This is a genomic window from Chthoniobacter flavus Ellin428, assembly GCF_000173075.1.
Taxonomy (GTDB): domain Bacteria; phylum Verrucomicrobiota; class Verrucomicrobiia; order Chthoniobacterales; family Chthoniobacteraceae; genus Chthoniobacter; species Chthoniobacter flavus.
In genome coordinates this window covers 74,116-86,882 of record NZ_ABVL01000012.1, presented here as the reverse complement: position 1 = coordinate 86,882, position 12,767 = coordinate 74,116, and the positions used below count along the sequence as shown (strand labels likewise).

The window sequence follows — 12,767 nt, the reverse complement described above, 5'->3', positions numbered from 1 at the left end:
ATTACGGAGCCGAATACGAAAGTAACCCCTGCTTTGAACGGCGGGAGGCAACTTGTGTCTCTCGGAACAGAGCCGCACAACCTCCGCCGCTCGAAACTCAATCACACATGAAATCCACCAAACCGCTGTTTTCGTCCATCGCCGCGCTGCTTTTAAGCGCCGCGATCGCTCCCCTGGCTCTTGCCGACGAGGCGCCGCCGGCGTCCGTCAAAGTCGACCCCAATCCGATTACCCACGCCGCCGGCACGCTTACGACCTTTGCGCCGGTCGTCGAGAAGGTCTCGCCGAGTGTCGTCACCATCGCCACCTCAAAGATGGTCAAGCGTAACGCCTCCCCGAACAATCCCTACTTGAATGACCCGATGTTCCGGCGCTTCTTCGGCATCCCGGACAACGAGGATGAGCAAGGCGGCGACCAGGCCCCGCGCAACAACCGCGGCGGTAATAACAACAACGGCAAGAAGCATCTCGAGCGCTTCGGGCTCGGCTCGGGCGTCATCGTCAGCCCCGAGGGCCACATCCTCACGAACAATCACGTGATCGAAGGCGCCGATGAGATCATCGTGACCATCGGCAACGACAAGAAGGAATACAAGGCGACCAAGATCGGGGCCGACCCCAGCACGGACATCGCGGTGCTGAAGATCCAGCCCGACACGAAGCTGCACGAGATCACCTTCGCGGACAGCGACAAGCTGCGCGTCGGCGATTTTGCGATCGCCGTCGGCAATCCCTTCGGTCTCACCCAGTCCGTCACCATGGGCATCGTCAGCGCGCTCGGCCGTAGCGACATGCACGTCACCGACTACGAAAACTTCATCCAGACCGACGCCTCGATCAACCCGGGCAACTCCGGCGGTGCGCTGGTCGACATCGAGGGCCGTCTCATCGGCATCAATACGCTGATCTACAGCCGCAGCGGCGGAAACATGGGCATCGGTTTCGCGGTGCCTTCGAACCTCGCCCATAGCGTCATGGATAGCCTCATCAAGAACGGCAAGGTTTCGCGCGGCTTCCTCGGCATCGCCCTGCAGCCGCTCAGCGAGGACCTCGCCAAGGCGTTCAAGATCGAGAACAACGCCGGCGTGCTGGTCGCGGAAGTGACTTCGAAGAGCCCGGCGGAAAAGGCCGGCATCCTGGCCGGTGACGTCGTCGTCGAGGTCAACGGCAAGAAAGTGGAAGGCCCCCGCGAATTGCAGATGATGGTCGCCGGCATCGCTCCTGGCACCACGGTGCCCGTGAAGTTGGTCCGCGACGGCCAGGAAAAGATGGTGAAGGTGGAACTCGCCGAGCGTCCGACCAACAAGGTCGCGTCCGCGGACCAACCGGAAAAGAACACGGACCCGGACGTGCTCGACGGCGTGACCGTCGGCGACGTCAACGGCGAGACCCGCAAGAAGTTTGACCTGCCGGAAAGCACCAAGGGTGTGGTCATCACGGAGATCGATCCGGATTCCCCGAGCGCCGAAGCCGGCCTCAAGGCGGGCGACGTGATTCATGAGATCAATCGCGAACCGGTCACCTCGGCCAAGCAGGCGGTGGAAATGAGCGAGAAGGTGAAGAAGGAGAAGAAAGTTCTCCTGCGCGTCTCGACCAAGGGCAGCAGCCGCTACGTGGTCGTCGAACGCAAAGACTGATCCTCGACAAGCATTCCAGTTTATCTGGCAAAAGCCCCGCCTCGCCGGCGGGGCTTTTTGTTTTTTTGGGGAGAGAATCTTAATCGTTAATCTTTGATCGTTAATCCTTAATCCTTTCCCCTCCGACCGAGGATTAAGGGATTAAGGATCAAAAATTAAGAGCCCGACGCCGCGCCGGCCCCTCTTAGAGTGTTTTCTGCGCCCCGCCTTATTTTTTTAGAAGCTGTGCGCAAAACGTTCTGCTACGTAGCTGCGAATGTCCTCTCTTTCCTCCCGACGTAATGTCCTTACGCTTCTCGCCGCTTTTCTAGGGTGGCTTTTCGATGGTTTTGAAATGGGAATGTTCCCGCTGATCGGCCAGCCGGCGCTGAAGGATTTGCTGGGGCCGCAGACGTCGGATGCCGCGATCAGCCAGTGGTTTGGGGTCATCATCGCCACCTTCCTCGTCGGGGCAGCGAGCGGCGGCGTGCTCTTCGGCTGGCTCGGTGACAAGATGGGCCGGGTGCGGGCCATGGGCTTGAGCATCTTCACCTACGCGATCTTCACCGGCCTTTGCGGTTTTGCCCATCACGCCGAGCAAATCACCGCGTTGCGCTTCATCGCCTCGCTCGGCATGGGGGGCGAGTGGTCGCTCGGCGTGGCGCTGGTCAATGAAGTGTGGTCCGCCAAATCGCGCGCGGTCACCGCCGGTCTCATCGGCGCCGCGGCCAATGTCGGCTACCTCATCGTCGGTTTCCTGAGCATGGCACTGCTCGGCTTTATCACCTCGGCGCAGCACGGCCTCTCCGCGATCGGGCTTTCCCAAGCGACGGTCCATTACCTCACCGATCACTCCGCCTGGCGCCTGCTCATGATCAGCGGTGCACTCCCGGCCCTGCTCAACTTCCTGATTCTCCTCTTCGTTCCCGAATCCGAGAAATGGAAAGCGGAACATGCCCGCGGCGCCACCGCCCACTGGGCACGCCTGGACTTGCTCGGCGTGCTCTACGGCAGCGTCGCCGCCTTGGTCATCATCTGGGCCTGGTCGCCGATGGGGGCGGACAAAGTGAATATTTACGGTGCAATCGCCATCACCGTCGTGGGACTCGGGGTCGCTTTGATCGGATATCTGCACCCCGTGCGGAAATACATGCATCGTGCGGAAGCCGCCGGCACGCTCCAGTCGGGCCGTGGCGCCGTCCTCATTAAACTCATGCTTTTCGGCGCGGTGTTGTCGTCCGTGGCGCTTCTCGGCACCTGGGGTTCCACCCAATGGGCGCCGAAGTGGGTGGCGGATCAACTCGCGCCTCACACCAAGAACGCCAAGGAATGGACCCAGATCTGGCTCTCGATCGGCGCCTGTGTCGGCACGATGATCGCCGCGATCGCCGCCGGTCGTTACGGACGCCGCATCACGTACGCCGTGCTGTGCGCGACTTCGATCGCCGGCACACTGCTGCTTTATCTGGCCAATGACACCTATGGCCCTTTCTTCCTCTTCTGCATCTTCCTCGCCGGCACGGTCACCGCATCCTTCTACGGCTTCTTCCCACTCTACCTGCCGGAATTGCTGCCCACCGCCGTTCGTGCAACGGGACAGGGCTTTGCTTATAACTTCGGCCGCATCATTGCGGCCGTCGGCGGCTTGCAAACGGCCAATCTCATGAAACTCTTCGGCGGCAGTTTTCCCAAGGCTGCCTCCTGCATGGCAGGCATCTATATTATTGGTATCGTAATCGTGTGGTTCGGCCCCGAGACCAAGGGCCAGCCATTGCCGGAATGACCGTATCCTCGCCGTCCACATCAAGGCCCGCATGAAGCTGGATAAAATCCAGTTTGACCCGCGGACGTTCGACGACCTGCCGATGATGGTCTGGGTCGTGGAACCGAGCGGAGCGGCGGCCTATTTCAACAAGGCAACCCTCGCCTTCGCCGGATACGAAAGTCCCGTGACCCTGGCGAGGGATTGGTTCGCTTCGGTCCACGAGGAGGAGAAGGAATCGTACGCCGATACGATCCGCAACGCCCTCCAGGCGCACCAGGGTTTTGCCATCGAATATCGCCGGCGCAACGACCTCGGCGATTACCGGCGGGTCACCGAACACAGCTCGCCCATCTTCGGCCCGAAGGGCGTCTTCAGCGGCCTGATGAGCGTACTGACGGACATCAGCGACCGGCCACCCACGGCGAGCGCTACCGCGCAACCGGTCGAATTGCTCAGCCAGGTCACGCACGACATGGTGTGGGACTGGGATTTGCGCATCAATCACGTCGTTTACAACGCCGCCTTCATCGAACTCCTCGGCGAGGCGCCGGCAGAATATCATGCCGCGCACGCCTGGTGGCGGCAGCATGCCCATCCCGACGATATCGAGCGCATCCTGCACATTTACGAAGAGGCGATGAAAACCGGCGCGACCCGGCTTTCCTACGAATACCGCATCCGCGATCGCGAGGATAACTACGTCACGCTCGACAGCCGCGCCTGCCTGATGCGCGATGCGACCGGGCAGATCATCCGCCTGCTGGTCGCTTCGCGGGACATTACCAATCGCCGCAAAGCCGAGGAGGCCCAGGCGCGGCTCATTCGCATCCTCGAGGCCACCACGGACTACGTCGGCATGGCCACCGTGGATGGCCACCCCTTTTATATCAACGCCGCGGGCCGGAAGATGATCGGCATCGACCCGAACGAGCCGCTGGATTTTCACCTCACGGCCAACCATCCCGACTGGGCCAACGAAATCCTGATGAAGGAAGCGATTCCCACAGCCATACGCGACGGTTATTGGCGCGGGGAAAATGCTTTGAAGAATCACGACGGACGGGAAATTCCCATTTCCCAGGTGTTGCTTTCCCATCGGGGCACGGATGGTGAGGTGGAGTTCCTTTCCACGATTATTCGGGACCTCAGCGAGCGGAAGCGGGACGAAGTCGAGCGCATCGAGTGGGCCAACCGCTACGACGCGGCCATTCGCGCCAGCGGCCAGGTGCTCTTCGACTGGAACTCGTATACCAACGAAGTGACCTATGCCGGCGACATGGAACGCGTGCTCGGTTACACCATCGCCGAGATGGCCGGTGGCCTGGAGCGGTTCCGGCAATTGATTCACCCGGCGGATCTCCCGATCTTCGACGACCAGGTGCAGCGGGTCATCAATACGCGCGATCCCTTCCACCTCGAGTTTCGCCTCCGGCCCAAGAACGCGGGCTACATCTACGTCGAGGCCAAGGGCTATTTCTTCCTCGACCGCCGCGGACAGATCGGACGCATGGTCGGCTTTTTTGCCGATGTCACGGCGCGGCACTGGGCGCAGGAAGCGCTCACCCAGAGCCAGGAAACGCTGGAGCAGCGGGTCGTCGAGCGCACGGCGGAGCTGGCTCGCGCCTCCGCCGTCATTGAAGATCGCGCCCGCCAGCAGGAAGCGGTGGCGCAGCTCGGTCAACGTGCGCTCTCCGGCCTGGCGCTGGGCAAGCTCATGGACGAGGCCATGAAATTGGTTCAGAACGTCCTGCGCGTCGACTGCTGTTCGCTGCTCGCCCTGACCCGCGATGGCAAGGACCTGGTCGTCCGCTCTCAAGCCGGCTGGCCTCCGAACTCCACCGGCAATCGCATCTCCGTGGGACGCGGCTCCCAGGCCGGCTACACCTTGCTGGCGGGCGAGCCGGTCATCGTCAACGATATCGCCGCCGAGAAACGCTTTACCACCTCCAGGGCGGTGCTCGATGCCCGGCTCAAGAGCGGCATCAGCGTGGCGGTAAAGGGATCCGAAGGACCGCTCGGCGTGCTCGCCGCCTTCACCATGGCTGCGCGGGCCTTCGCCCAGGACGATGCCCACTTTCTCCAATCGGTGGCCAACGTCCTCACCGCCGCCATCCAGCGGGAACGGGCGGAGGAAAGTATCCGCCAGGCCCGCGAGCAGGCGGAACTCGCCAGCCGGGCGAAAACCGAATTCCTCTCGCGCATGAGCCACGAACTGCGCACGCCGCTCAATGCCATTCTCGGTTTCACCCAGCTCATGGAAACGGAGACCCTCGGGCCGAGCCTGGCCGAAAGCGTCGAACACGTCTCGCGCGCCGGGAAACACCTGCTCTCGCTCATCAATGAAGTGCTCGATATCTCGCGCATCGACGCCGGCCGCTTTGCCCTTTCGCCGGAGCCGATCGAAGTCCACGGCTTCCTCAGCGAGGCAATCGAGAGCATACAACCACTGGCCACGCGGCACGTCATCCCCGTAACCCTGGAACCGGCCACGGCCGAAATGCCGCCGCTCCAGGTGCTCGCGGATCGCCAGCGCGTGCATCAGGTGATGTACAACATCCTTTCCAACGCGGTGAAATACAATCGTATCAACGGTCGCGTCACGGTCAGCTATCGGGTGGATGGCCCGCGCATCCGCATCACCATCGCGGACACCGGTCGCGGCATTGAGCCCGAAAAACTCTCGCGGCTGTTCCTGCCTTTCGAACGGCTCGGCGCGGAATCCACGGACATCGAAGGCTCCGGGATCGGCCTGGCGCTTTCGCGCGGCATCGTCAATGCGCTGCACGGCGAACTCCACGTGGAAAGCCGCGTGGGCGAAGGCAGTACCTTCTGGCTCACCCTGCCCCGTGCCGATGAAATTTCACCCATGGAAGAACCCTCACCCGTCGCCATTTCGGTCGCCGCAGAGCCGGCGCCGCCGCCCGTTCCCGTGACCGATGGTCGCCACACGTTGCTCTACATCGAAGATCAGGATCTCAACCTGCGACTGGTCGAGCGCATCCTCAACCCGCGCCCCCAGTATCGCCTCATCACCGCGACGCTGGGCAACACCGGTCTCGAACTCGCCCGCTCGCAGCAACCCGATCTCATTCTTCTCGACCTGAATCTGCCGGACATGACCGGCGACGAAGTGCTGCATCGCTTGAAATCCGATGCCGCCGTTCGCCACATTCCGGTCATCATGGTCAGCGCGGATGCCATGGGCGAGCGCATCGAGCACCTGCTGCGACTCGGCGCCGCCGGCTATCTCACCAAGCCGTACAAGCTCGATGAATTCCTGCGCGTAATTCAGAAGAATCTGAAATCACCCCACTAGGCTCTCAACCGACGAAACGGGCGCCGGCATCCCATTCCCACAGCACCCAGCGCAAGGAGCAGCCCGGGATTGGCCTCCGGTATGACCTGCACCTGGAGCGCGGATGATGTCACCACGAAATTTGCCGTATAGCCGGTGGGAAGCCCGGTCACCGTCCAGCCGCTGAAGTTCGCAGAGTTATCGGTCAGCGCACCGGTGTAGTCGATGAGGTCATAGGTCCCTGCTCCGAAGCCGGTCAAAGTCAGGTTGATCGTGTTTCCCAGCGTCAGACCGCCGGTATCTGTCACGCGATCGAGGCCGAGATTGAAAACTAACTGGGCGCCGCTCATCAGGTTGATGCCGGCCGTCGCGGCGAAAGGTGGTCGCACTCGGAAGCGAGGGCCGCCCCCGCTCTTCGATAGTCAGAGGACCACCGACGGTCCCCGTCCCGCCGAGCGTCCCCGACTGCACATTCCACGAAAACGGTGCCGGTGGGCGGAGCCGGTCGTGTTCGCGACCAGCAACGTGCCGCCCTGAATGGTGGTGCCACCCGAGTAAGTGCTGGCGCCAGCGAGGGACTGGGTGCCGGAGGCGATCTTGAAGAGCGCCATTTTCCCCACGCCATCGGTGATCCGTCCCGCAAACGCATCCATCGCATTAGCCGAAATGTTGCCGTTCAGGCCGACCGTCAAGGTCGACGTTGTGGCGGCCGTGTTGGTTACCGTCCCAGCGCCACTCAAGCCGTCGAAGCCTTCGCTCTTGCCGTTGAAATCGAGCGTGCCGCCGCTGTTCACCACGACATCCGCGTTGTCGTAAATTTGATCGCCGCCCGTGCCGGCAAGCTGCGCCGTCCCGCCATTGTTGATCACCAAGCTGCTGACGGCGTGTTTGAAGATACCGCTCGTCTTGGCCATTTGCAAAATGCCGGCATTGACGGTCACAAAGAGACCGCTGTTATCGCTGTTGCCACTTAAAATGAGTGTCCCAGCGCCATTCTTGAGCAGGGCGTCCGTCGCCCGGCCGGTGTTGGCTCCCGTGGCGACTCCCGAAAGAGTCAAACTCGTCGCCGCTTGAGTCACCGCGATGGCCCCGCCCCCGAAGCCCACATTCAATACGCGCGTGGTACTCGCCGTGGCGCCGGTGTATTGCAAAGCGCCGCCTTGGATTTGCACCGTTCCGCTGGGCAGACTCGTGAGGGCCGCGACGCTCAAGATGCCGCCATCCACATAGGTCTTTCCGGTCAACGCGTCGGAGCCCGAAAGCGTCAACGTCCCCGCTCCGCTCTTGATCAACGCGTTGGCTCCGTTCGCGGCTATCGCCGAGCTGATGGTGAGCGCATCGCTTGCCTGATCCGCGCGAATGATGAGCTCCTTGCCGCTCCCCGGTTTGATCGTGCCCCCGCTTATCGTCGCCGAGTTATTGCCGGACTTGAGGATGCCGTTAACCGTCAACGTGGAACTGCTGCCGATCGCAAAGTTGTTTCCCCCGCTCAGGTTCAGCGTGGTGAAGGTGGCCGTGACTTGCGCGGTGATCGCGCCGGTGACCTGAACTTGAGCCGTCGACGCGACGCTGGTGCCACCCGCGGAAGTGATTGTCCCGCTGTCCACCCCGTATTTGATCCCCCGCACAAATCCGCCGGAGTCATACCAGGCATAGGCGCTGCCGCCAAAGAAGGAGCCCTGATCGATAAATCCGCTGGCATGCCCGGTGATCGAGATGAGGTTGTCCGTGCCGGTGACACCGCCATTGGCCACGAAGTTTGCCGCGGCTCCGGGCACGCGCGTTTCAGAACCAAAAGTAAGCGACACAGTTTGTGCCGCGACGCGATTGGTCTGAATGGTGGCATCGCCCGCCGAAATCGAAACGCTGGCGAGACTTTGGGCGGAGGCGCCGGTCGCGCCCGTGTTATCGTAGATAAAACTGCCCGAACCGCCGGAGCCGGCGGTTCCGGGAGTAACACCGAAAAACAGGTTGGTGCTCGGATCCAAAGAGCCGGTGGCGGAGGAGATTTTGAGTGCGCCGTCGCCTTGGATGGAAATACCGCCGGACGCCGTGAAAGTATTGGCCCCCGTCAGATTCAGCGTCCCAGCGCCGAACAACGTCAACTGAGCGAGCGAGGAGCCAGTGATCGGAGCATTGATGATGGCGGTCTGTCCCGTATAGGAAACTGTCACGTTGGCTCCGAAGTTGGTACTCGAATTTTTCAGGGCGAGCGACCCCGAACCCGCGTTGACGATATAGCCGTCGGTATTGAAGACCAGGCTATTGACCACGATGCCGGATTGAAGGGTGACCGCCCCCGCGGTGCCTCCGAAAGTGGCGTAGGTATCGGCATCGTTGTTCGGCCACGCTTGATAGGTGGTTCTCCCGTCGATCACCCAATTCGAGCTGCTCGTGTCCCACGTTCCCGATCCGCCGCCGGGAAAACCGGAGCCATTGGCGCCCCAATCCAAAAGCTCCGGCTGCTGAGCGTGGAGACGCAAACCGGTCAGGCCAGCCCAGACCGTAAGAATCCGGAGGCTGGCAAGGACCGTCCTAATCGTCCCAGTACATATCTTTTCGCCAATGCCGAGGCGACTGCCCCAGCACCCCACCGTAGTCGAACACCGCCCGTTGTTCTTCTTCATAGTGCCGCGCGTTTGCCATATTTGTTTAAACTAACACAAGGATATACTTACATTTTTGTAGGTATTTATACGCCACGTAGTTTACAGTCGACAGTTTCGGCCATTTTTTCGCCCAACCGCTCTGTTTGGACCTCCCTCCTTCATTCAAAAATTCCTCTTCATTAATTGCCCCTCGCTCGGCACGCTCGGCACCGTGAGACGCGTTATTTACCCCGGCAGCTTCGACCCCATCACCAATGGTCACCTCGACGTCATCAACCGTGCGGCGACCCTTTTCGATGAGGTCGTCGTCGCGGTCGCTTTCAACGATCAGAAGCAGGGACTTTTCTCCGCCGAAGAACGCGTTTCCCTCCTTCAGGAAGCTTCGGGCACGAAGCCGAATATCCGCATTGCCCGGTTTGATGGGCTGCTAATGGACTTCGCCCGCCGGGAGCAGGCCACCGCCGTGGTGCGCGGATTGCGGGCGGTTTCGGATTTCGAATTCGAGTTCCAGATGGCCCTGATGAACCGCAAGCTCGAGCCGCAGATTGAGACGATCTTTCTCATGCCGGCCGAGAAATATACGTATCTCAGCTCCCGGATTGTGAAGGAAATCGCCCGACTGGGTGGCGATGTCAGCTCATTTGTGCCAGTATCTGTGGCCAAGGCGTTGCGGGAGAAATTCGCGACGTCCAACGGCTAAAAAGGCTCTTTTATGAAAATCCATCTGAACCAAATCCCGACGGAGGGGCGGCATTTCGAAGGAACGGACCCCAGCAAAATCCTCGACCTGAGGGAGGAAAGCAACGTCCGGCCGGTGAGCGATATTCAGTATTCCCTCGATGTGGGTCTGAGTGATGGGGGCCTCTTTGCCACCGGCCAGCTCGGCGTGGACCTGGATCTGCAATGCGTGGGCTGCCTGGAGCGTTTTCAATACCCGCTGCGGGTGCCGGGATTCGCCTGCCAGATCGAATTAACAGGTTCTGAAATGGTGGACTTGACAGAACCGGTAAGGGAAGACATCTTGCTCGCCCTTCCGCCCCACCCGCACTGCGACTGGAACGGCAAGAGAGTGTGCCCGGGCGTATCCTATCGGTCAAAAACCGAGGTCGCCGATGCACCCCTCGCCGAGAAACCCGACGCTTGGGGCGCGCTGGATCAGCTTAAACTTAAATAACCTACCACTTACTGATATGGGAGTTCCAAAACGCAAGATGTCCAAGATGCGCCTGCGCACGCGCAAGGCCGCCAACCGCTTTCATGCCGCTCAACTGAGCAAGTGTGGCCAGTGTGGTAGCACCATTCCGTCGCACCGCGCCTGCCCTTCCTGCGGCTACTACAAAGGCCGCCAGGTCCTCACCATCGAGGCCCTTTAAGCGCAAGTCCTTTTAGCCAGCCGCCCCGTTTCAACACGCGGGCGGCTGCTTCTTTTTACACTTGCACAAAGTTTTTCTCGCGCACGAAATGCGCTCATGAAGATCGCGCTCGATGCCATGGGCCACGACGATGGCCCACGGCCGCTCGTCGAAGGTGCCGTTCTGGCGCTGCGTGAGTATCCACAGATTTCCAAGCTCATCCTGACGGGCGATACCGCCCAGCTGGAGACCTTGCTTAAACAGCAGGGCTGCAACGACTCGCGCATCGAGATCGTGCACACGACGCAGGTGGTGGAGATGCACGACAGCGGCATCGACGCGGTGCGCAAGAAAAAGGATTCCTCGGTCAGCCGCGCGGTGGATCTCGTCAAATCCGGCGCCGCCGAAGCGGTGGTCAGCGCGGGCAATACGGGCGCGGCGGTCGCCGCCTGCACCATCAAGCTGCGCATGCTGCCGGGCATTGATCGTCCAGCGATCACGGCGATGATGCCCACGGAGAATGGCCGGCACTTTATTCTCTGCGATGCGGGCGCGAATCCCGATCCCACGCCGCAACACCTCAAGGACAACGCCATCATGGCCGCGGCGTATTGCGAGCATGTCCTCGGACGTCCGAATCCCAAAGTCGGCCTGCTCTCCAATGGCACCGAGGAATTCAAAGGCGACGCGTTGACCCTGGCCGCGCACAGCTTGCTGAAAAACAGTGGCCTGAATTTTCACGGCAACGTCGAAGGACACGACCTTTTCGAAGGCGCGGTGGACGTGGTCGTCGCCGACGGCTTCACCGGCAACGTCGTCCTCAAGACCAGCGAGGCGCTGGCCAAAAGTATTTTCCGACTCCTCAAGCGAGAACTCCTCGCCAACCCCATCCGCAAGGCCGGCGCGCTCCTCTGCAAGCCGGGCTTCAAGGCAGTGCACGAAGTCACCAACGCTGACGAATACGGCGGCATGCCGCTCCTCGGCATCAATGGCATCTGCATCATCGCCCACGGCGGCAGCTCCCCGGTTGCCGTCAAGAACGCCCTGCGCGCCGCTTGTTCCTCCATCCAGCACCAACTCAACCCCCACATCGTTGAGGCCGTGCAACGCTCCCATGATTCAACCTCGAACGCGCCCCAACCAGCCTAAGCGCACTGTCTCCATCATCGGCACCGGTAGTTATGTCCCTGAGCGGATCATGACCAATGCCGAACTCGAAAAGCTTGTCGAAACCAGTGACGAGTGGATTACCACCCGCACCGGCATCAAAGAACGCCGCATCGCCGCGGAAGGCGAATTCACCAGCGACATGGCGGCCAAGGCCGGGCTCAACGCCCTCGAAAACGCCGGCATTACTGCCGAGGAAGTCGATCTCATCCTCGTCGCGACCGTCACACCGGACATGTTTTTTCCCAGCACCGCCTGCTTCGTGCAATCGAAGATCGGCGCGAAACATGCCGCCTGCTTCGACGTCAGCGCCGCCTGCTCGGGCTTCCTCTACGCCATCGAGATCGCCCAGCAGTTCATCACCTCGCACACCTACGACACCATCCTCGTCATCGGCGCGGAAAAGCTCAGCTCGATCGTCGACTGGAGCGACCGCAACACCTGCGTGCTCTTTGGCGACGGCGCCGGCGCGGCCGTTCTCCGGCATCGTGGCGGTGGCCACGGCGTGGTCAGCACTTTCATGGCCAGCGACGGCGGCCTGAGCGATATCCTCTACATCCCGGGAGGCGGCTCGCGCTTCCCCATCACCAAGGAAAACGCCGATACGCGGGTCAATTGCATCAAGATGAACGGCAAGGAGACCTACAAGCACGCCGTGACCTCGATGCTCGATGCGACGAACAAGGTCCTGGCCGACGCCAATCTCGACCCGAAGGATCTCGCCTGCGTGATCCCGCACCAGGCCAATCTGCGCATCATCGAAGCCATCGCCCATCGCATGGATCTGCCGATGGATCGTTTCATGATCAACCTCGACCGCTACGGCAACACCAGCGCCGCCGCGGTGGCCATCGCCCTCGATGAAGCCAATCGCACCGGGCGGATGAAGGTGGGCGACTATGTATTGCTCGTCGTCTTCGGCGGCGGGTTGACGTGGGCGAGTTCGGTCATCCAGTGGTAGGC

10 protein-coding genes are annotated in these 12,767 nt (G+C 61.3%); 8 read left to right on the top strand and 2 right to left on the bottom strand.

Annotated features, from left to right (window positions below; genetic code table 11):
* The first annotated feature begins 107 nt into the window (after positions 1-107).
* The 3 genes from CFE428DRAFT_RS18900 (at position 108) to CFE428DRAFT_RS33990 (ending at position 6,697) form a co-directional block, all read left to right on the top strand.
* Positions 108-1,637: a DegQ family serine endoprotease gene (locus CFE428DRAFT_RS18900; RefSeq protein WP_006981223.1), complete on the top strand. Its 1,530-nt coding sequence runs from the start codon at positions 108-110 to the stop codon at positions 1,635-1,637.
* Between the two features lie 256 nt (positions 1,638-1,893).
* On the top strand, positions 1,894-3,399 hold the full coding sequence (locus CFE428DRAFT_RS18895) for an MFS transporter (RefSeq protein WP_083805240.1): 1,506 nt from the start codon (positions 1,894-1,896) through the stop codon (positions 3,397-3,399).
* Positions 3,400-3,430: 31 nt separating this feature from the next.
* Positions 3,431-6,697 carry a hybrid sensor histidine kinase/response regulator gene (locus CFE428DRAFT_RS33990; RefSeq protein WP_006981221.1) on the top strand — a complete coding sequence of 1,089 codons (3,267 nt, stop codon included), beginning with the start codon at positions 3,431-3,433 and terminating at the stop codon, positions 6,695-6,697.
* On the opposite strand, the gene CFE428DRAFT_RS18885 is transcribed toward CFE428DRAFT_RS33990, so the two are convergent.
* Both CFE428DRAFT_RS18885 and CFE428DRAFT_RS18880 read right to left on the bottom strand, forming a co-directional pair.
* Entirely contained in the window at positions 6,694-7,065 is a 372-nt protein-coding gene (locus CFE428DRAFT_RS18885; protein ID WP_042725326.1) for a hypothetical protein, read from the bottom strand. The genes CFE428DRAFT_RS33990 and CFE428DRAFT_RS18885 overlap by 4 nt on opposite strands.
* Positions 7,066-7,098: 33 nt before the next feature.
* Positions 7,099-9,159: a beta strand repeat-containing protein gene (locus tag CFE428DRAFT_RS18880; protein WP_042725325.1), complete on the bottom strand. Its 2,061-nt coding sequence runs from the start codon at positions 9,157-9,159 to the stop codon at positions 7,099-7,101.
* 337 nt (positions 9,160-9,496) lie between these two features.
* On the opposite strand from CFE428DRAFT_RS18880, the gene coaD reads away from it, so the two are divergent.
* The 5 genes from coaD to CFE428DRAFT_RS18855 all read left to right on the top strand — a co-directional run bounded on the left by coaD (position 9,497) and on the right by CFE428DRAFT_RS18855 (position 12,765).
* Entirely contained in the window at positions 9,497-9,985 is a 489-nt protein-coding gene (coaD, locus tag CFE428DRAFT_RS18875; protein WP_006981218.1) for a pantetheine-phosphate adenylyltransferase, read from the top strand.
* 12 nt (positions 9,986-9,997) lie between these two features.
* Positions 9,998-10,459, top strand: a complete 462-nt coding sequence (locus CFE428DRAFT_RS18870; RefSeq protein ID WP_006981217.1) for a YceD family protein — start codon at positions 9,998-10,000, stop codon at positions 10,457-10,459.
* Positions 10,460-10,475: 16 nt separating this feature from the next.
* Positions 10,476-10,658 carry a 50S ribosomal protein L32 gene (gene rpmF / locus CFE428DRAFT_RS18865; protein WP_042725324.1) on the top strand — a complete coding sequence of 61 codons (183 nt, stop codon included), beginning with the start codon at positions 10,476-10,478 and terminating at the stop codon, positions 10,656-10,658.
* Positions 10,659-10,754: 96 nt separating this feature from the next.
* Positions 10,755-11,786 (top strand): phosphate acyltransferase PlsX, encoded by a 1,032-nt coding sequence (plsX, locus tag CFE428DRAFT_RS18860; RefSeq protein ID WP_006981215.1) that lies wholly within the window; start codon positions 10,755-10,757, stop codon positions 11,784-11,786.
* On the top strand, positions 11,752-12,765 hold the full coding sequence (locus CFE428DRAFT_RS18855; protein ID WP_006981214.1) for a beta-ketoacyl-ACP synthase III: 1,014 nt from the start codon (positions 11,752-11,754) through the stop codon (positions 12,763-12,765). Before plsX ends, CFE428DRAFT_RS18855 begins: the two co-directional genes overlap by 35 nt.
* Positions 12,766-12,767 lie beyond the last annotated feature (2 nt).